We start from the raw sequence: 17,474 nt of genomic DNA on the forward strand, positions 1-17,474 counted from the left end.
CTCCGCCCACGGAGGTGCAGGTTCGTGCTACCGTTCAGCGGTGGCGTTGACGACCTGCAGCTTGGGCACGGGTAAAGCCGGCGACATTGGCCTCGCGAAGCCCGCCAGAATGCTGGCGCCGAGCTCCGAGGCCGGGACCGGCCGGCCGAAGAAAAACCCTTGGACCTGATCACCGTCGGCCGTATCGAGAAATGCCGCCTGGCTGGCGGTCTCGACGCCTTCGACCGTTACGCGCATGTGCAACTCGCGTCCAAGCGCGATGATCGCTTTGACCACCGCTCCGACCTGGCGATGGGGGCCGTCGAGGCCCTGCATGAAGGTTCGATCGATCTTGATCTTGTCGAACGGAAAGCGCCACAGATAGCTGAAGCTCGAATAGCCTGCACCGAAATCGTCCATTACGATGGCCACGCCCATCGCCTTGAGAGTCAGGAGCTGCGCCATGATCGTTTCGGTGTTGCCGAGCAGCAAGCCTTCGGTAATCTCCAGTTCGAGCCGGTGCGGCGCGAGTTCCGCCTCCCTCAGTACGGCAGCGACGATGTCGCTGATGGTGCCCGCCACGAACTGCTGGGGTGACAGGTTTACTGCAACGGTCAGGTGCGCCGGCCAGGTTGCGGCGGTGCGGCATGCCTCCCGCAACACCCACGCCCCGATCTTGTCGATAAGTCGCAAGTCCTCGGCGACCGGGATGAAGGCCAGTGGCGGAACGAGGGTCCCGTCCGCTGCGTGCATCCGGATCAGCGCTTCGAAGCCGGCAAGACGGCGCTGAGATACTTCGAAGAGCGGCTGGTAATGCAGTTCGAAGCGATCATTCAGCACCGCCTCGCGAATCGCTCTTTCGAGCTCGATGCGCGCTTGTAGCTCGGTATCCATCTCGGGCACGAAGAACCGGATGCAGTTGCGGCCGGCGGCCTTGGCCGCGTAGAGCGCGAGGTCGGCACTCTTGAGCAATCGTTCCGGGCTGGTGCCCTCCTCCATCGCCAGCGCCACGCCGATGCTAGCGGTGGTGTGTATCTCGTGCTGCTTGAACTTCACCGCAGCATTTGCGGCGGTGGCAAGATGGCGCGCAAAGGTCTCGGCCTGCATCCTGCCGCCGACGTCGTTCTGCACGACGACGAACTCGTCGCCGCCGAGCCTGGCCACCACGTCGTCGATCCGGACCGCAGCGCGCAGACGCTCGGCGATGGACTTGAGTAGAAAGTCGCCGCCGTCATGACCAAGCGTATCGTTGACCTCCTTGAAGCGGTCGACATCGATGAAGTGCACGGCAAGGCTGCCGCCCCGCGTCGGCAAGTGAGCGAGGGCTCTTTCCAGCTTTTCGATCAACTGGGGACGATTGGCCAGCCCGGTCAACGCGTCATGGTGGGCGAGGAAGCGGATGCGTCGGTCAACCTGCTTCACCTTTGTTTCACGATACCACGCAACTGCGGGAATGGAGAAGGCGAGGCCCGACAGCAGGCAAAGGAATGCGGCCGCGGTCAGGAATGTATTGTGAAAACTCCTGCGTTGCTCCGTTTGATCCACGTAGGCCGCAACGACCGCAATGTGACGACCGTCGGCCTGGACCGGGACATAGGCGCGCGCGAAGAATGCCGGTCGGTCGACCGAATTGCCCTCCCTGACATCGACGATAGGTTGAGCCTCGGCGACCGATCGCGCTGCATCGGGGCTGTATACCGACAAATCGAGGAGTGCGATCTTTGCTTGGGTCGACACGAGCTGCGAATAACCATTGCGGTTGAAGATCTCGTATTGAAAGACCTCACCGGAATTTCGGGCCGACAAGAAGAACGCTAGGCTTGCGGCGGCCGGCTGCTCGCCGCCGGCAATCTGCTCGAGATCGGCGACACTGGCTGCCAGGAACCGGGCCCAGCTGCGAGCGGTCGACGTCGCGTCTTGACGGAGAAGATAATCAGTCGTGATCTTCAGGGTCGCCCCGGTACCCAGCAACAATATGGCAAGCGCGACGCAGATGATGACGATGTTTCGCTGAGGCCGGATGCTGGCGAATGATGGCATCCGCGGCTACCGGTTCGATCGCATTTTCGTGAGCTCGGCCCGGACCGTTTTCAGTAGCTCGGCATTGCGCTGACTTTTCGAAGCCCAATCATCGGCAATGGTCGCGAATACGGCATTTGCCGCATCCAGGTCCGACGGCGTGGGCACGATCACGTGACGGTTGGGATCTGACTTTAGCTCCCTCATAATGCTGCTTTCCACAGCTTCGTAGGTATCTACGAAGCGTCCGGCAGACCACGCACCACTGTATTTGAGGATGATTGACTGCGCCGATTTCGGGAGCCGGTTGAATGTCTTCCGGTTCATCAAGACCATCAGCGGCGCGCCGCTGATGCCAAGAAGGTAGTGATAAGTCGCAACGCGTTTGACGCCGTAATCGACCACTGAAGCAGGGTTCACGAGGGCGCCGTCGATGCTGCCGTTGCCGATAGCTTCGGAGATCTTGTTGACCGGCAAGAGCACAGGCCGCGCCCCCAGTTTTTCGAGCGCGGCGGCTTCGCCAGGATTGTTGACGCGAAGTCGCTTGCCTTTCAGATCATTCAGCGACGTGATCGGGATATTGCTGTGGATCGTCTCGGGTTCGCTGACATAAGCGCCGATCACGATGTAGTCATCGTAACCTTGCAGCGCGTTGGCTGCCATCAGCCGGGTGAGCACCGCAACGGACTCCCGCATGCTCGCAAACAAGCCGGGCAATTCGAGGATTGCATTGTCGGCAAATCGATTGCGCGTCAGGCCTGTGACGACGTAGGCGATGTCCGCCCTACCATCGAGCACGAGCTGGGGCTGCTCAGCCGGGTCCTTGCCAAGCGCGCCGCTGAAATAGGTTTCAATTTCGATCTGGCCTCTGGCCTCGGCGTTGACCGCGTCGACGAACGGCTTGACCGCCGCGAGATAGCTCGTCGAGCGGTCGGAGCTGAAGAACGCCAATTTGAGCTTGACCGGTTCGGCGGCGAGCGCCGAAGTCAGCACAATAGAGACCACCGCGCATCGTGCCAGCAATTTAAGCATCGGTTTTCCGATCGTGGCGGCGGCGCGTCACACAATTTTGCGAGACACCGATCTTCTCTGGTCTCTAGCGAACTCCCATAGATAGAAACGCTGAAGATAACTCTCATACGTAGAAAATGCCAGAAAATGCTGACCGAGCGGCGATCAAATCGCACATCGTGGTTTGACGTGTGCTAACGTGAACGAGACAATTGTCTGAGAGGGCCGATGACTCGGCCCAACTTCAGCGGCCTGTGCCCGCACGGCAAATGGTGCGAAACCCGAGGCTAGCCTTGTCAGTCCGCGAAGTGAGGCGGCCCCGCTCTTAAGCTTTCAGCTCCAGGTCTTCTGTGCTGAAGCAAGTAGGATCGCGGACGCCCGTCCTGCTTGTTCCTTCGATAAACGATCCGCCACATCGGTTCCAATCAGAGCCGGCCCCCTGCGTTCTCGATCGTAGACCATCCAGCCGACACCTCCCGCGCGAACGAAAAATCTACTCTGCGGCGCATTTTCAACCATTAGGCGACTCCTAGAAAATGAACCGCGCCCGCTTTCCTGACCGCATCGCACATCGCTGCGGGACTGAAACGCGCGTTTCGAGGACGGCTTCAATGCGCCGCTTACGGGAACCTGTTTGAGACCTCAAGCCAATAACGGAATGTTAGACAACGGCGGCCAATCTCTGGCGATCAGAGCGGTAGTATGCTTTCAAAAATGCCGCGCTCACTGGTCAATATTGCTCACATTGGAAATTTTGCCGGAGACGGGCCTCTCGAAACGAAACGAGCCGCCGCCCTTTCTCATCCCACAAGGCCCTCGGCACACACTGCAGGCTTTGCAAAAGCGTGATTCCGTCCCACGGCAGCGAGTTCCGGATGATCCTGGAGTACGTCGGGCAACCGATAGCAGGGAATTCGACTGCATAGATGATGGACGTGATGGACGCCGATGTTCGCCGTAAACCAGCGCAAGACAGCCGGCAAGTGATAGTGCGAACTGCCATGCAGCGCAGCTTCGTGAAAGCTCCACGCCTTATCACGGGACCACGATGTTTCCTCGAATTGGTGTTGAACATAGAACAGCCAGACACCGATTGACGCAGCCAGAACCACGATCGGCAGATGCACCAGCAGGAATGGCCCAAGGCCAACCAGCCCAATCATGCCGGCGATCAGAACCGCGATGGTGACGTTCGTACCCATTGTACTCAGCCAGGGCCGCCAGCCGCTGCGCGTCGACCCTATCGGCAAGCGATGCCGCAAAATGAAGAGATATGTGGGACCTGCGCCGAACATTACGATCGGATGCCGGTACAGACGATAGAGGATCTGTCGCCATCGAGGCCGTGCGGCAAACTCTCTCACGGTCAATGTATCAATGTCGCCGGAGCCCCTATGATCGAGATTACCCGAACTCGCGTGATGGCGCGCATGGTTGCGTCGCCAGTAATCGTACGGAGTTAGGGTAATAACGCCGATGGCTCGGCCGACCCAATCGTTCGCAAGACGGCCGCGGAAGAACGACCCATGGCCGCAGTCATGCTGGATCATGAAGAGACGAACGAGCAGGCCCGCCGCGGGCGCTGCCAGCAGCAGACCAATCCAATGGCCGCGGACAACAACGGCCAACATTAGAGCCCAGATGACAAAAAAGGGTACTGCTGTGATCAAAAGCTCGAAAATACCGCGCGCGTTATTGGGTTGGCGATAGTGGGCAAGCAACTGCGCCAACGCGCGGGTTTCTGAGGGGCCTTGAACCATGTCTAGACTGCTTTCGGACATGTGCGTTCGAGCGTATCCACCGACGGTCCCTTAGTAACAGCTCCAAAACCGCGTTGGGTGTGTCAAGTTGGCTCGAGAGCAAGCGAAGTCTCGTCAACCTTGGAAGCGTTTTTCTGTTGTGTGAACGGGGTGCTCAGCGGCAGCGAGCCGGTTTTCTCGGCCGACACGGTCTTGTCCTGGCTCGCCAAAGCCAAGGCCACGACGGGGTTCATGCTGTCGACCATCGATGTCGGCATCAGGATCGTGGTGCCGCGCTCCTTGGTTGTCTCATAGATGATGTTCATGGCGCGGAGCTGCAATGCCGCCGGCCGCCCCGCATAGATCACGGCCGCCTCGACGAATTTGCCGGCTATGGCGGCTTCGGCCGATCCGAGGATTACACGGGCCTGCTTTTCCCGCTCGGCCTGCGCTTGCCGAGACATCGCATCCTGCAAAGCCACCGGGATCGCGACGTCGCGGATCTCGACTGACCTCACTGAGATGCCCCAGTCGGCCGTTTTGCGTCCGATTTCGCTTCGCAACAGCTGGTCAGCGGCGGTCCGCTCCGACAAGAGCGCCGCTAGCATCGAGGAGCCGATCATTTCGCGCAGCGAAGTCTGGGCGACACGATCGATGGCTTCCCGGTAGTTCGTAATGTTCAAGGCCGCCTTCTGTGCGTCATGGACGAACCAAAAAATGATGGCGTCCACGTTCACTGGGACGGTGTCCTTCGTCAGGGCCTCCTGGGCGCTGAAAGCGGTAGTCTGGATACGCTCGTCAATGACGGCAACGACACTATCGACAACCGGAATGATCACGAAAAGTCCGGGCCCTTTCACGCCGCGCAATTTGCCGGCGCGGAGGATAACGAACTTCTGCCAGGTGTTTGCCATCTTCAGCGCGGAGGCGATGACGATCGCGGCGATCAGCGAAGCGGTGCCGAGCGCGAAGTAACCCATCAGGCCAAGCACCGCGCCGATAGCGACGCAGGCTATCGCAAGAAATGCGGTGATCGGATTCATAGTTGGCTCCTTCCGCCGAGTTCGCCCCTGCGAACCAGCATATTGATCCAGGTCGGGATGTTTTGCTGAGCAATATTGCTCAGTCTACAAAGACAGCACTTCATACGGCGGACTGAACAAGGCTGCAGGCTCCGGATGCACCGGATGCGGGTCGAACTCCTTGACCGCACCTGGCGCCCATTCTCTTGGAACGTGAGCAATATTGATCAGCAGCTGGTCATCCGGTGCGGCAAGCTTGATTCTTCGTCGTCCGATTCTTTCCGCTGCCACGATCCGCAAGACGTATCACATGCCTTCCACTGTCCAGACGAGGTCGACCCGCCCTCCGGGACCGACCGGCCGCCAAACTTCGTGGAGTTCGTGCAAAGCTCCTTAAGCGTCATCGCGACAGCGATGACGGCAGCCGACGTCATTCGGCTATCGGGTCCCGAGGAGAGAATTTCGACTCATCGGGATTGTCGAAGGCTTCGATCGCGCTACGGACGGCCGTGCAAGATCAGCGCTGGACCAGCATCATTGGATGGGCCATCTACGGGAAACGGCTGTAGACTGGTACGAGCGATCGATCTGGGACAAGCATCTCGGTGCCCCTATGATCCATACCCAGGTGCTCTTTCCTCATAATATCCGACCCCATCGGCGTGCGTGAACGGTGGAGCGGACAGGATCAACTCTCACCTGTCATTCTGATGACACGCCGACCTTGCAGCCGAGATGCTTGAGCATCTCGGCAGCGTTCTCCAGGATTGTTACCTTTTGCAGTGCCTCCGCGCTCTGATGTCCGGCGGCATCTTGCGAGCTCTATCCGAGGCGTTTGCCGCCCTGATGCTCAGTTCAGAAGCCAACAAACGATTTGGCTCCCTTCCTTGGCGAATGGATCATTGGCTGGAACTGATGACGCTCGCCTGCCGGAGGGAACTACCACTGAATCAGCACTGCAGCAGCGATCAGCAGCACGAAAAAGATCGGCAGCAATACGGGAGGTACCATCCACTCGCGAACACTGAACTTGGAGATATTCGACATTTGACCGCCTCTTGGCCGCGGCGGGAGCACAATGCTCTCAGTCACCGATAACAGCCGAGGAGCGCGCGGTGATGACTAAGATGTAGTGCCTATTCGCAGAATGACGAGGGCCAAGCGCAACTTTCTTGCTGTCGTTATCATCGAGCGACATTGTAATACGCTTCCAAGATAACCACTTGAGAGTTCGCGCAACTGAATCGCTCCAACCTCCGATGCAAATCGTGCTAGGCGCGAGTCTCGTGTATCGGCAACTGATCGGCTCAACCATGATTGAGTTTCCAAATCACAGTCGCTCTTATGATCGCACGCGGCGCGCCGTGCGATTTTGGGGATACGACAGCGCTATTGAGGCGTCGTTCTTCATAAACGAAGGTGCGCTGAAGCGACTTAAACCAGATGCCAGCTACGATGAACCAGGCTTTCTGAACGCGTTTGATTGCAATCGTGACTTGATCTGTGCCGCCGCTGCCAAGATCTACAGCCGCGGCAGCAGGGGCTCTTACGATTTGGTCGCCGCAAACTTTTGAAACGGTCCTGCTCGCGCAAGCTGGGCTCCATCAGCGAAATTGCGCGGCGAACAGCTAAACGTCGACTCTTTGATCTGCCCACCTGGACAATAGCGCTGGGCCGACACCCGTGTGCCGGAAGATCCCAACCGACACTGCGCGCGAATTAACTTCCGTCGTGTGTAGGAATTTTCCTCTTCGCGTTCTGGCTCACGGAACGGTTGCGTGGAAAGAAAAGACTCTCACCCGGGAAGTGGCGATGGTCACATCGAATCGACGGTATAAGCCGCCTGTGCCTGCAAGAAGAGGCCGGGAACCATCAATGGCAGCGGTCTTTCCGCCGCACGAGTTTCCTGACTATCCGCGCAGCTCCGCGGCATTCTTGCTACCAAGCGATTCGGCACAAGCTTTTGCAACGGCCGAGTTTGGCTCGGTGCTTCCCGGCATGGTGGCCCAACCGCCTTTTTCAACGAACTTGCTCTGGTCCCATGCATAGGTCGCTTTCTTCATTTCGACCAGGTTTGCCGACGCGTCTGCGGCTTGTCGAAACTTCTCAACGCAGATGGGTGTGAGAGCTGCGACGACAGCCGTCGCAGCTCCATTCCTTGCGAGCGCCTCGGCGGTCCCACCCGTCACCCAGCCGCCCCAGCTGAAACCCACGATTGCCAGAGCGATTGCTCCGGCCACGGCTCCCCACAGTGCCGGCCGCACGGCAGCTTTTGTCTCCCTGGAGATTTCCATCGTTTTCGCCTTGACCTAGAGGTAAGTCGAATCTCACCCGTTAAGGAGGCTAGACACGTCAAGCGATCGGCGTCTGTACCAAATTGCTCACGCAATCGCATACGGACACTCTTACGAGGGCACGATGCGCCTTGTCGCCGTAGCCTGGCGGCAGCGCCCTATGCTCACAGCGAGTATCTGCGCCAAGGGCCAGGAGCGGGACTCCCCGAAATGTCGCGCCCTTGTGAAATCTCTACACTGCGCGGTCTTGCCAATAATCGGTTCGAGTGTTCCTTTTTGAACAGACGCGACATCTTTCCCCGATTTCTTCCGTGCATTGCCTGACTTGGAATTATTACCGATCAGCCCGGCTCTCGTGGCCGGGCTTTTCGCTTGAGGACTTCGCGGTCGATGCCGATAGGACAGCAAGGCTCACCTCGGCACCTCGGCATCTCTGTAGGATTCGGCTCATCCGTTTCCTTCTCTGCCATTCTTCGTCATGAGCCGGCCCGCTTAGAAATCCATACCACCCATGCCGCCGCCCGCAGGCACGCCGGTGCCTGCATTCCTCTTCGGCACCTCGGCGACCATGGCTTCGGTGGTGATCAAGAGAGCCGCGACTGAGGCCGCGTTCTGGATCGCCACCCGAACCACCTTGGTCGGGTCGATGATGCCTTTGGTGACCAGGTTGACGTATTCGCCGGACTGGGAGTCAAAGCCGTAGCCGTACTGATCCTTCTCCAGGATCTTCCCGACGATCACCGAGCCATCCTCGCCAGCGTTGATCGCGATCTGGCGAGCCGGATACGATAGAGCCTTGCGCACGATCTCGACACCGGTCTTCTGGTCATCGTTCTTGGTGCGCAGCCCCTTGAGATGCTCGGAAGCGCGCAGCAGGGCGACGCCGCCGCCCGGCAGGATGCCTTCCTCGACCGCCGCGCGGGTCGCATGCATCGCGTCATCAACGCGATCCTTGCGCTCCTTCACCTCGACCTCGGTCGCGCCGCCGACGCGGATGACCGCGACGCCGCCGGCGAGCTTGGCCAGACGCTCCTGCAGCTTCTCACGGTCGTAGTCCGAGGTGGTCTCCTCGATCTGCGCCTTGAGCTGATTGACGCGCGCCTCGATGTCGGCCTTCTTGCCCGCGCCGCTGACGATGGTGGTGTTCTCCTTGTCGATCATCACCTTCTTGGCGCGACCGAGCATGTTGAGCGTGACGTTCTCGAGCTTGATGCCGAGATCTTCCGAGATCGCCTGGCCGCCGGTCAGGATCGCGATGTCCTGCAGCATGGCCTTGCGGCGATCGCCGAAGCCTGGAGCCTTGACGGCCGCGACCTTCAGGCCACCACGCAGGCGGTTCACGACGAGAGTGGCGAGCGCTTCGCCTTCGACGTCTTCCGCGATAATCACAAGCGGCTTGCCGCTCTGCACCACGGCTTCGAGCAGCGGAAGCAATTCATTCAGGTGAGACAGCTTCTTCTCATTGATGAGGACGTAGGCGTCGTCCATCTCAACGCGCATCTTGTCTGCGTTGGTAACAAAGTAAGGCGAGATATAGCCGCGGTCGAACTGCATACCTTCGACGACCTCGAGTTCAGTCTCGAGCGACTTCGCTTCTTCAACCGTGATAACGCCCTCGTTGCCCACCTTCTTCATGGCGTCGGAGAGGAACTTACCAATCTCGGCATCGCCGTTGGCCGAGATGGTGCCCACCTGGGCGATCTCGTCGTTCGAGGTGACCTTCTTGGAGTTCTTGACGAGGTCCGCAACGACGGCTTCCACGGCGAGGTCGATACCGCGCTTCAGGTCCATCGGGTTCATGCCGGCGGCAACCGCCTTGGCGCCTTCACGGACGATCGCAGCCGCGAGCACGGTGGCGGTCGTGGTGCCGTCGCCGGCGGCATCAGCGGACTTGGAGGCGACTTCGCGCACCATCTGGGCGCCCATGTTCTCGAACTTGTCCTCGAGCTCGATCTCCTTGGCGACGGTGACGCCGTCCTTGGTGATGCGGGGAGCGCCGAACGACTTGTCGAGAACGACGTTGCGGCCTTTGGGACCGAGCGTGACCTTGACTGCGTTGTTGAGAATTTCGACACCGCGCAGCATCTTGTCGCGGGCATCTACGCCGAACTTGACTTCTTTGGCCGACATCATGATCTCCGTTTTCGACTGGTCAGATCCCAATGATCGCGCCTAGGCGAGCTCTTAAGGAGCGGGATTTGAACTTGCGGGCCTCATCCTGCGAGACGCCGGCTGCGCCGACGGCTCAGGATGAGGAAAACTGACTGGTGCTTAGGCAACCTTCTTCTTCGCGGCAGGCAGATCGACGAGAACGCCCATAATGTCGCTTTCCTTCATGATCAGCAGTTCCTGACCATCGAGCTTGACCTCAGTACCGGACCACTTGCCGAACAGCACGCGGTCGCCGACCTGGAGGTCTATCGGAATCAGCTTGCCGGCTTCGTCGCGGCCGCCTGGACCAACCGCCGTGATCTCGCCCTGCGAGGGTTTTTCCTTGGCAGTGTCCGGAATGATGATGCCGCCAGTGGTCTTGTCTTCGGCTTCGATGCGCTTGACCACAACGCGGTCGTGAAGCGGACGGAACTTCATGCTGTCCTCCTGTTTTCTGGTTGTTGTTGCTTTGGATGAAATAGCAGTCGTGGCCAGCAAGTGCTAATCAGCACATAAGCCGCCGCAGGGGACGTACAAGACCGTGCTGAATCGATATTCCGAGAGCATCACAACTGCCAAGGCCGCGGCGGCTAGGGAGCCGGGATGCAAAGGTGTGAGTTCTGCAATCTTATGCTCTTCTCTGCTTTGAGTTGCACGGCCTTTTCAGAGATCCGCTGTTATTCGGCGCGCGGTTTGACCCCGATCGGCGCCGAAGGTTGACCCCCGCCAACACAGCCGAATTCATTGAACGATCACGGGAATGTTCATCACGTATGGGGTCAATGTTGTAAGCCGATGGGGGGCGAACTTCGGCTTATTCACATTCACCCTGTCGTCGATCTCGCCGCAGAGCCGGCTCACCTGGCTTTTGGAGATCCCGGTCATACCCATCGCCTGCACCAGATCGTCCACCGAGCGGGTCGAGACGCCCTGCACATGGGCTTCCTGCTCCACGGCGGTGAGCGCCTTCTTGGCCATCCGCCGCGGCTCCAGGAAGCCCGGGAATTAGGACCGCTTGCGCAGCTTGGGAATGCGCAGCTCAATCGCGCCGGCCCGGGTCCCAGATCCAGTCGCGGTAGCCATGCGCTGGGCCAGACGCTCGGGGCCTTCTCGCCGTAGCCCGCCCCCGGTCTGGCTTTCGAATTCCATCTCCATCAGACGCTGGGCAGCAAAGCCGATCAGCTCGCGCAGCAGATCGGCGCCTGGGGTCTTCTCTACGAGCGTGCGCAGGTTCATCATGTCGTTGGTCGTCGGCTTTCCTCGGTTGGGTTGGCGTGTCGCAACCCGATCCTACCGGAGAACTGCCGGTGACCACTGCAAAGCCGCCCGCCCGCTACGGCGCTAGGTGAGGCGCGCGTCCGGGCGGCTTTGCTCTACCGAGCTACATCACCTCCGGGGACACGACCAATATGTTCGAGATTACGATCGCACGCATCGAGATGATTCTGCCGAATGAACGTGGCGAGGACATTCGCCTGACGTTTCAGTTCGATAGCCGTCAGACCAGTTTTACCTTGCCAATTTTCCTGAAGTCTTGCGAATTCGACGATACCGAGATCGTCAGGGTCGCCCGAAGCCAATTGCACGACGTTTTCGCGCAGCTTTGCAGCCAGTGCGCGAATTGGCAACTGACAGACGACGAGCGTCGCGAGCTCGCAAGAATTAGCGTGCGGCCCGCTGTCACGGCGCAGGAGTAGCTCGGGAAAAAAAGGAGCTATTGAATTGGATGTATGCTCCTGAGATCAGCTTAAGATGCGCGGATCGAGTCAAGTCCACGGAGGGTGCTAGACGAGTGGCGTTTCGAATAGGAAGTGAGCACAATCGAAGGCCAGCTGGATGTAACGCATCTGGATTCCTCTGTTATTATCCTCTCGATGGCTACGAACACGTCAGGAGAGTGGTGCTTCCGCCCTTGCTCGCATTAGCTGGCTATTAGGTTCCTACGAGTTGTTGAGAAACACGGTTGACGCCAACGACCACGAAGGCCGCGCCTAGCATTTCATCGCGTCCATGAGCTCGGAAATCTCGATCGTTGCGAAATTCGAGAATGTGTCCGACACGGCATATGGCAGAATGATCTGGTTGTTGTGCCGCATCCCGCCACAAGTATAAGCGACGTTAGGGACGTATCCTTCGCGCTCGGATGATTCAGGCCGCAATAGCGGCTCGCGCGAACGTGCCAGCACCTTGGATGGGTCGCGCTTGTCGAGCAGCGCCGCACCGATCGAGTATTTGCGGACCGGGCCGACACCGTGCGTCGATCTCCGCGCACAGCCGTGAGACCTGGCTCTTGGAGATGCCGCTCATCCCCATGGCCTGCACCAGATCGTCGACCGAGCGGGTCGAGACGCCTGGCACATAGGCTTCCTGCACTACGGCGGTGAGCGCCTTCTCGGCCATCCGGCGCGGCTCCAGAAAGCCTGGAAAGTAGGAGCCCTTGCGCAGCTTGGGGATGCGAAGCTCGACCGTGCCGGCATGGGTCTCCCAGGTCCGGTCGCGGTAGCCGTTGCGCTGTGCCAGACGCTCGGGGTTCTTCTCGCCGTAGGCGGCCCCGGCCTGGCCTTCAACTTCCAGCTCCATCAATCGCTGGGCCGCAAAGCCGATCATCTCGCGCAGCAGATCCGCATCGGGGGTCTTCTCCACGAGCGTGCGGAGGTTCATCATCTCATCGGTCATCGGTGGTTCCTCGAATCAGGTTGGTGTCAGCAACCCGACCCTATCGGCGAACCGCCGGTGACCACCGCAAAGCCGCCCGCCCGCTACGGCGCTATCTGCGGCGCGCGTACGGGCGGCTTTGCTCTACCGAGCTACACCACCACAGGGGACACGACCCCCGAGGAACGCTACCCCTGGCGATGCTTGCGGCTCGTGAACTACTTCACGCCGTCAAAGCCCATCACACCCGCGCGCAGGAGAGGCGCCCGCCATGTCCGATTTGTTCGCCGCAATGCGCCATCCTACGATGAGGGCTTAACGGACCTGCCCGAGCAGCTTCCGCAGTATATGTTGGGAGATGAGACCCACGGAGATAAGCCAACGGTCGTTTAGTTCGAGTCCAGACCGAGCACCAGAAACTCAATTTCCAAACGCACCCAAGAAAATTGGCGGAAATAGCGCTGTTTATATAAGTGAACTCAGCAGCTTTGAGTGCTGGCTGGGGCGGGAGGGATCGAACCTCCGAATGGCGGAATCAAAACCTGTTTGATTATTCAATGATTCCAATGAGCGTTTGGAAAAAATAGCCGCATTCGCCTCTAGAAAAATCAATTGCTTAGCAGACGTTTCCAAATGAGGAAGCGCCTTTCCCGGTAAGGGATCCGACCGGCACCGACCTGCTCGTGTGAGCGTGATGAGACCATCGATCAGCTTGGGAAAGACGAAGGAATCGGCCGCAAGGCCGAGACTGGCAGCCGCCGCAATGCCCCGGCGCCGTACAAACCAGAGATTAACGACCTGTTGGCTGACAAGACTAAGCCCGTCGATCGCAGCGCCTCGTAACATCGCGAAGCCGAGAAGCAGCATCAGGGCGGATTGAACGAAGGCGTCGATCATCGCCTGAACCTTCTCGACCCGGTTACCCATGGTGGACGCCTCCCGCTTGTAGACGCCGGTGATGGACTTGATCTCGGCGCGGTGCCGGCCGAACACCTTTTCCATCGCGTCCGAGATTTCGTCGACGGTCGTTGGTGTCACCTGGCGAGTGATCTGCCATTACTGCGACCCGACTGTCCCATGCGCCCACTACAACTCTGTAGCTATACTGAACGCCCTGCCCTCTCAATTAGATTTGTCGACGATTCGGCGCACCCGGCGATGAAGGTGGCAATGCATCAGCTGCATTATCCAACGAGGCACGCGAAGCGCCCGCGCGTGCCTCGACTGCGAGCGAGGAAATCAAGCTAACGCAAAGTTGCGTCAGCACTGACGCGGCGTTTGCCGATAGGCCGCGCTGTGCCGTCAGCATGCGGCGCCCAATGGCGTCGCGAATTTCAAGCCGCGCAACTTCAATTGCGGCGCTCTCGCGCCTGCGGAGCAACCATGCGTTCATCGTGACTGTCTCTTGCGGCAATCCTGAACCAGCCCCTCGGCCTGCGCGAACAGGACGGCAAGAAGCGCAAGCCCGAGGCCGCAACCGGCGGCGGCAAAATGGTTAGCCACCGGGTTGACCCGAACGACGCTGCGAGTACCCGCCGCTTCCGAGAAATACTCCAATAGATGCCTTTGATTGGGCCGAATACTGCGAAATGAGACAAAATCGGCAGTATGGCCGATGATGTCGTGATCCCTCAGCTCAGGCAATGATCGGGGCGCAGAGCGTCCGGCAAGGTACTGCTCGGAGGCGAATATCCCCATCGGCACATCGGCGACCCGCTTTCCAATGAGATCGTTCTCACCCGGATCTCCCATCCTGATGACGTAATCCAAATCGCTCGTTGCCAAGCTCTGCTGGTTCACCGTGGAGATTATTTCCAGATAGATTCGGCTATCGCGCCGCCGCAGCTCCGCAACCCGCGGGAGGAGCCAGTGCTTGGTCATGCCTTCGGTCGCCGATATCCTGACCACGGACGATCGCTGCCCGACCCGCGAACGCAGATCACGATGAAACGACTCGAATGCAAGCATCATATCGCCGGCCGAGCGTTGCAGGTCCTCGCCTTCCCGCGTCAGCTTCACGCCGGACGATGCGCGAAAGAACAGGGGAGCGGCCACGTAGCGCTCCAGCTCCTTCAGACGCCTGCTCAATGTCGGCTGACTCATACCCAGTTCGTGCGCGGCACGGTTGACGCTTCCGGTGCGCGCCACCACGGAAAACAAGCGAAACAAATCCCAGCTTGCCTCGGTCATGCTCTCGTCCCTTGCGCAACGAAAACACTGTCAGAGCGCGGTCGTTATTCAAGATTACGGTCCCCGTTGAACAAAATCGACATGGCCTTCCCTGCAGTACAAGGGAATATGCCAAAAGTCGAAACAACGGACGCCAGCGATGGCAAAAATCACACTTGGAGCGATCAGGGATTTCGTGGGCCAGGATCTCGGAAAGTCCGATTGGGTCACCATCGACCAGTCCATGATCGACCAGTTCGCCGCCTGCACCGGAGACAGCCAGTGGATCCACGTCGACGCAGAGCGTGCGAGCAAAGAAAGTCCTGCAGGCGGCACCATTGCCCACGGCTTCCTGAGCCTGTCGTTGATTGCACCGCTTGGCATGGACCTGGGGCTCGCTCCAGTCGACGCATCTGCCGTCTTCAACTATGGTCTGGACAAGGTCCGCCGGATTTCTATTTCCCGCGGAACACGGCCGAGCGACGTTCCACGAAGGACTGGATGCCTTCTTTCATGTCTTCGCTGCTGAAGACGCGATCCTTGATCTTGGGAATGTAATCGATCGCGGCTTTCTCGGCGGCCTCGATGTATTTCAACGCGGCCTCTTTCGTCACCTGAATGCCGATCGGCGCGTTCTTGGCGATCAGATTCGCAATCTCCATCGCGCGCGCAATCTGCTGGCCGGGTGCAACGACTTCCTGAACGAACCCGATCTTGTGAGCTCGGGCTGCGCCGAACTCGTCACATAGGAAAAGGTGATACATCGCGTCTCCCCAGCCCGCCCGCGTCAAATACCGGAAATGGGCACCACCAAGAGGCGCGATCCCGCGCTTGGATTCCATCTGACAGAACCTGGCGTCGTCGGCCGCCACGACGATGTCGCCAGCCAGCATCATTTCGATTCCGATCGTGAAGCAGATCCCCTGCACGGCCGTCACAATCGGCTTGCGGCACCGGCTCTTCAAGGCGAACGCATCGATGTTGCCGGGCTTTAGCTCGGTATTCTCGGCCTTGGGTCCGAAGAATTTCGGCATATCCAGCCCGGCCGTGAAATCCGGCCCCTCGGCGCACAGTACCCCGACCCAATAATCGTCGGTGCGATCGAGAAGCGTCATCGCATCCGACATCTGCGCCATCATCTGCGGGCTGAAGGAGTTTTTCTTCGCCACGTTGTCGATGATGATCTTGAACACATGCCCGTGCACTTCGGTGCGTATCTGGCCGACTTGGGTCTTGGCGTCGCTCATTGCTCGTCTCCGAATTGCTTCCAGCCGACTGCAGGCACCCCTTTCAGCCTTAGCTCAGCGCAGCGAATGCAGTCCGTTCGAAGGCCATCAATTCCTCCGTCCGGCCCTCGCGTATCTTCAGGAGCCATTGCGGATCCTGAAGCAGCGCCCGCCCGACCGCGACAAGATCGAACTCCTCGCGATCGAGGCGGCGGATCAGCTCGTCGAGGGACGCCGGACGGGAGCTCTCCCCGCCATATGCGGCGATGAACTCGCCGGTCAGGCCGACCGACCCGACCGAAATCGTCGGCACGCCCGTCACCTTCTTGGCCCATCCGGCGAAGTTCAGATCGGAGCCATCGAACTCCGGCTCCCAGAAGCGCCGTTGCGAGCAGTGCAGAATATCGACCCCCGCCTCGACCAGAGGTTTGAGCCAGGCTTCCAACGCGCGAGGCGTATCGGCCAGCTTCACTTCGTAATCCTGCTGCTTCCACTGGCTGATGCGGAGCAATATCGGAAAGTCCGGTCCGACCGACTTGCGCACCGCGTGGACGATATCAGCGGCAAACCGGGCCCGGCCCGGCAGGTCCTTGCCTCCGTAGGCATCCTCGCGACGATTGGTGCCTTCCCAGAAGAATTGATCGATTAGATAGCCGTGGGCGCCGTGCAATTCGACGGCCTCGAACCCCAGGCGCTTCGCAGCAAGCGCCGCATCGGCGAAAGCGCGGATCGCGTCTGCGATGTCCGCTTCGCTCATCGGCTCGCCGAATTTCTTCTCCGGCCGCGACAGACCCGACGGACTGTCGTAGGCGCCAGGAGGAGACCAATCCTGGGCGCGGGTGCGAACGGCTCCGACGTGCCATAACTGCGGTGCCATCAGACCACCCGCGGCATGCACCTCGTCGACCACACGCCGCCACCCCGCCAGCTCCTTCTCCCCGTGAAAACGGGGAACGTTCGGATCGTTCAGGGATGCCGGACGATCCACGCCCGTACCCTCCGATATGATGAATCCGACCGCTCCTTCGGCACGCCGGCGGTAATACCGCGCGACGTCTTCGGTCGGGATTCCGCCCGGAGAGAATGAGCGCGTCATCGGCGCCATCACGACCCGGTTCGGCAGGTTCAGCCCTTTCAGCTTGAAAGGTCGGAAAAGAACGTCGCTGGACATCCATACTCCACGAGTAAGCTGGTCGTGTTACGGGCTCA

General features: G+C 59.6%; 14 protein-coding genes and 5 pseudogenes. 3 read left to right on the plus strand and 16 right to left on the minus strand.

Features of this window, described 5'->3' with window-relative positions; genetic code table 11:
- Positions 1 to 27 precede the first annotated feature (27 nt).
- The 6 genes and pseudogenes from ABIA45_RS16680 to ABIA45_RS16705 all read right to left on the minus strand — a co-directional run.
- The gene (locus tag ABIA45_RS16680; protein ID WP_271542398.1) at positions 28 to 2,019 is read right to left on the minus strand and encodes a bifunctional diguanylate cyclase/phosphodiesterase; all 1,992 of its coding nucleotides are present in this window, start codon (positions 2,017 to 2,019) and stop codon (positions 28 to 30) included.
- A gap of 6 nt (positions 2,020 to 2,025) precedes the next feature.
- Positions 2,026 to 3,030 carry a TRAP transporter substrate-binding protein gene (locus ABIA45_RS16685; protein ID WP_271542401.1) on the minus strand — a complete coding sequence of 335 codons (1,005 nt, stop codon included), beginning with the start codon at positions 3,028 to 3,030 and terminating at the stop codon, positions 2,026 to 2,028.
- Positions 3,031 to 3,739: 709 nt separating this feature from the next.
- Positions 3,740 to 4,769: pseudogene (locus ABIA45_RS16690) on the minus strand (fatty acid desaturase).
- Between the two features lie 83 nt (positions 4,770 to 4,852).
- Positions 4,853 to 5,791, minus strand: a complete 939-nt coding sequence (locus tag ABIA45_RS16695) for a slipin family protein (RefSeq protein ID WP_271542403.1) — start codon at positions 5,789 to 5,791, stop codon at positions 4,853 to 4,855.
- A gap of 84 nt (positions 5,792 to 5,875) precedes the next feature.
- Complete coding sequence (locus tag ABIA45_RS16700; protein WP_271542405.1) at positions 5,876 to 6,070, minus strand: hypothetical protein; 195 nt, start codon at positions 6,068 to 6,070, stop codon at positions 5,876 to 5,878.
- Between the two features lie 15 nt (positions 6,071 to 6,085).
- Positions 6,086 to 6,301 (minus strand): annotated as a pseudogene (locus tag ABIA45_RS16705) (sensor histidine kinase); the annotation flags it as partial.
- Positions 6,302 to 7,056: 755 nt separating this feature from the next.
- On the opposite strand from ABIA45_RS16705, the gene ABIA45_RS16710 reads away from it, so the two are divergent.
- Positions 7,057 to 7,344: a DUF1488 domain-containing protein gene (locus tag ABIA45_RS16710; protein WP_333919549.1), complete on the plus strand. Its 288-nt coding sequence runs from the start codon at positions 7,057 to 7,059 to the stop codon at positions 7,342 to 7,344.
- Positions 7,345 to 7,680: 336 nt separating this feature from the next.
- On the opposite strand, the gene ABIA45_RS16715 is transcribed toward ABIA45_RS16710, so the two are convergent.
- From ABIA45_RS16715 to ABIA45_RS16730, 4 genes and pseudogenes are all read right to left on the minus strand, one after another.
- Entirely contained in the window at positions 7,681 to 8,064 is a 384-nt protein-coding gene (locus ABIA45_RS16715; RefSeq protein WP_271542407.1) for a hypothetical protein, read from the minus strand.
- A gap of 492 nt (positions 8,065 to 8,556) precedes the next feature.
- A complete protein-coding gene (gene groL, locus ABIA45_RS16720) occupies positions 8,557 to 10,194 on the minus strand; it encodes a chaperonin GroEL (RefSeq protein ID WP_271542409.1) in 1,638 nt (545 codons plus the stop codon).
- 141 nt (positions 10,195 to 10,335) lie between these two features.
- Positions 10,336 to 10,653, minus strand: coding sequence for a co-chaperone GroES (locus ABIA45_RS16725; RefSeq protein WP_247419046.1), 318 nt, complete (start codon positions 10,651 to 10,653; stop codon positions 10,336 to 10,338).
- A 387-nt stretch (positions 10,654 to 11,040) separates the two neighbouring features.
- A pseudogene (locus ABIA45_RS16730) lies at positions 11,041 to 11,454 on the minus strand (transposase); the annotation flags it as partial.
- 170 nt (positions 11,455 to 11,624) lie between these two features.
- Between ABIA45_RS16730 and ABIA45_RS16735 the strand changes: the two are divergent.
- Entirely contained in the window at positions 11,625 to 11,912 is a 288-nt protein-coding gene (locus tag ABIA45_RS16735; protein ID WP_404542908.1) for a hypothetical protein, read from the plus strand.
- Positions 11,913 to 12,206: 294 nt separating this feature from the next.
- Here ABIA45_RS16735 and ABIA45_RS16740 read toward each other — a convergent pair.
- From ABIA45_RS16740 to ABIA45_RS16755, 4 genes and pseudogenes are all read right to left on the minus strand, one after another.
- Positions 12,207 to 12,473, minus strand: a pseudogene (locus ABIA45_RS16740) (glycosidase); the annotation flags it as partial.
- A pseudogene (locus ABIA45_RS16745) lies at positions 12,466 to 12,891 on the minus strand (transposase); the annotation flags it as partial. The pseudogenes ABIA45_RS16740 and ABIA45_RS16745, both read right to left, overlap by 8 nt.
- Before the next feature lie 444 nt (positions 12,892 to 13,335).
- A complete protein-coding gene (locus ABIA45_RS16750; RefSeq protein WP_271542789.1) occupies positions 13,336 to 13,872 on the minus strand; it encodes a hypothetical protein in 537 nt (178 codons plus the stop codon).
- Between the two features lie 387 nt (positions 13,873 to 14,259).
- Positions 14,260 to 15,060 (minus strand): LysR family transcriptional regulator, encoded by an 801-nt coding sequence (locus ABIA45_RS16755; protein ID WP_404652868.1) that lies wholly within the window; start codon positions 15,058 to 15,060, stop codon positions 14,260 to 14,262.
- 139 nt (positions 15,061 to 15,199) lie between these two features.
- On the opposite strand from ABIA45_RS16755, the gene ABIA45_RS16760 reads away from it, so the two are divergent.
- Complete coding sequence (locus tag ABIA45_RS16760; RefSeq protein WP_271542413.1) at positions 15,200 to 15,568, plus strand: MaoC/PaaZ C-terminal domain-containing protein; 369 nt, start codon at positions 15,200 to 15,202, stop codon at positions 15,566 to 15,568.
- Here ABIA45_RS16760 and ABIA45_RS16765 read toward each other — a convergent pair.
- Both ABIA45_RS16765 and ABIA45_RS16770 read right to left on the minus strand, forming a co-directional pair.
- Positions 15,495 to 16,286, minus strand: a complete 792-nt coding sequence (locus tag ABIA45_RS16765) for a crotonase/enoyl-CoA hydratase family protein (protein WP_271542415.1) — start codon at positions 16,284 to 16,286, stop codon at positions 15,495 to 15,497. The two genes, ABIA45_RS16760 and ABIA45_RS16765, sit on opposite strands and share 74 nt — an antisense overlap.
- 49 nt (positions 16,287 to 16,335) lie before the next feature.
- The gene (locus ABIA45_RS16770; protein WP_271542417.1) at positions 16,336 to 17,436 is read right to left on the minus strand and encodes an NADH:flavin oxidoreductase; all 1,101 of its coding nucleotides are present in this window, start codon (positions 17,434 to 17,436) and stop codon (positions 16,336 to 16,338) included.
- Between the last annotated feature and the right edge of the window lie 38 nt (positions 17,437 to 17,474).

It is taken from the genome of Bradyrhizobium sp. USDA 336, from assembly GCF_044908355.1.
GTDB classification, from domain to species: Bacteria; Pseudomonadota; Alphaproteobacteria; order Rhizobiales; family Xanthobacteraceae; genus Bradyrhizobium; species Bradyrhizobium yuanmingense.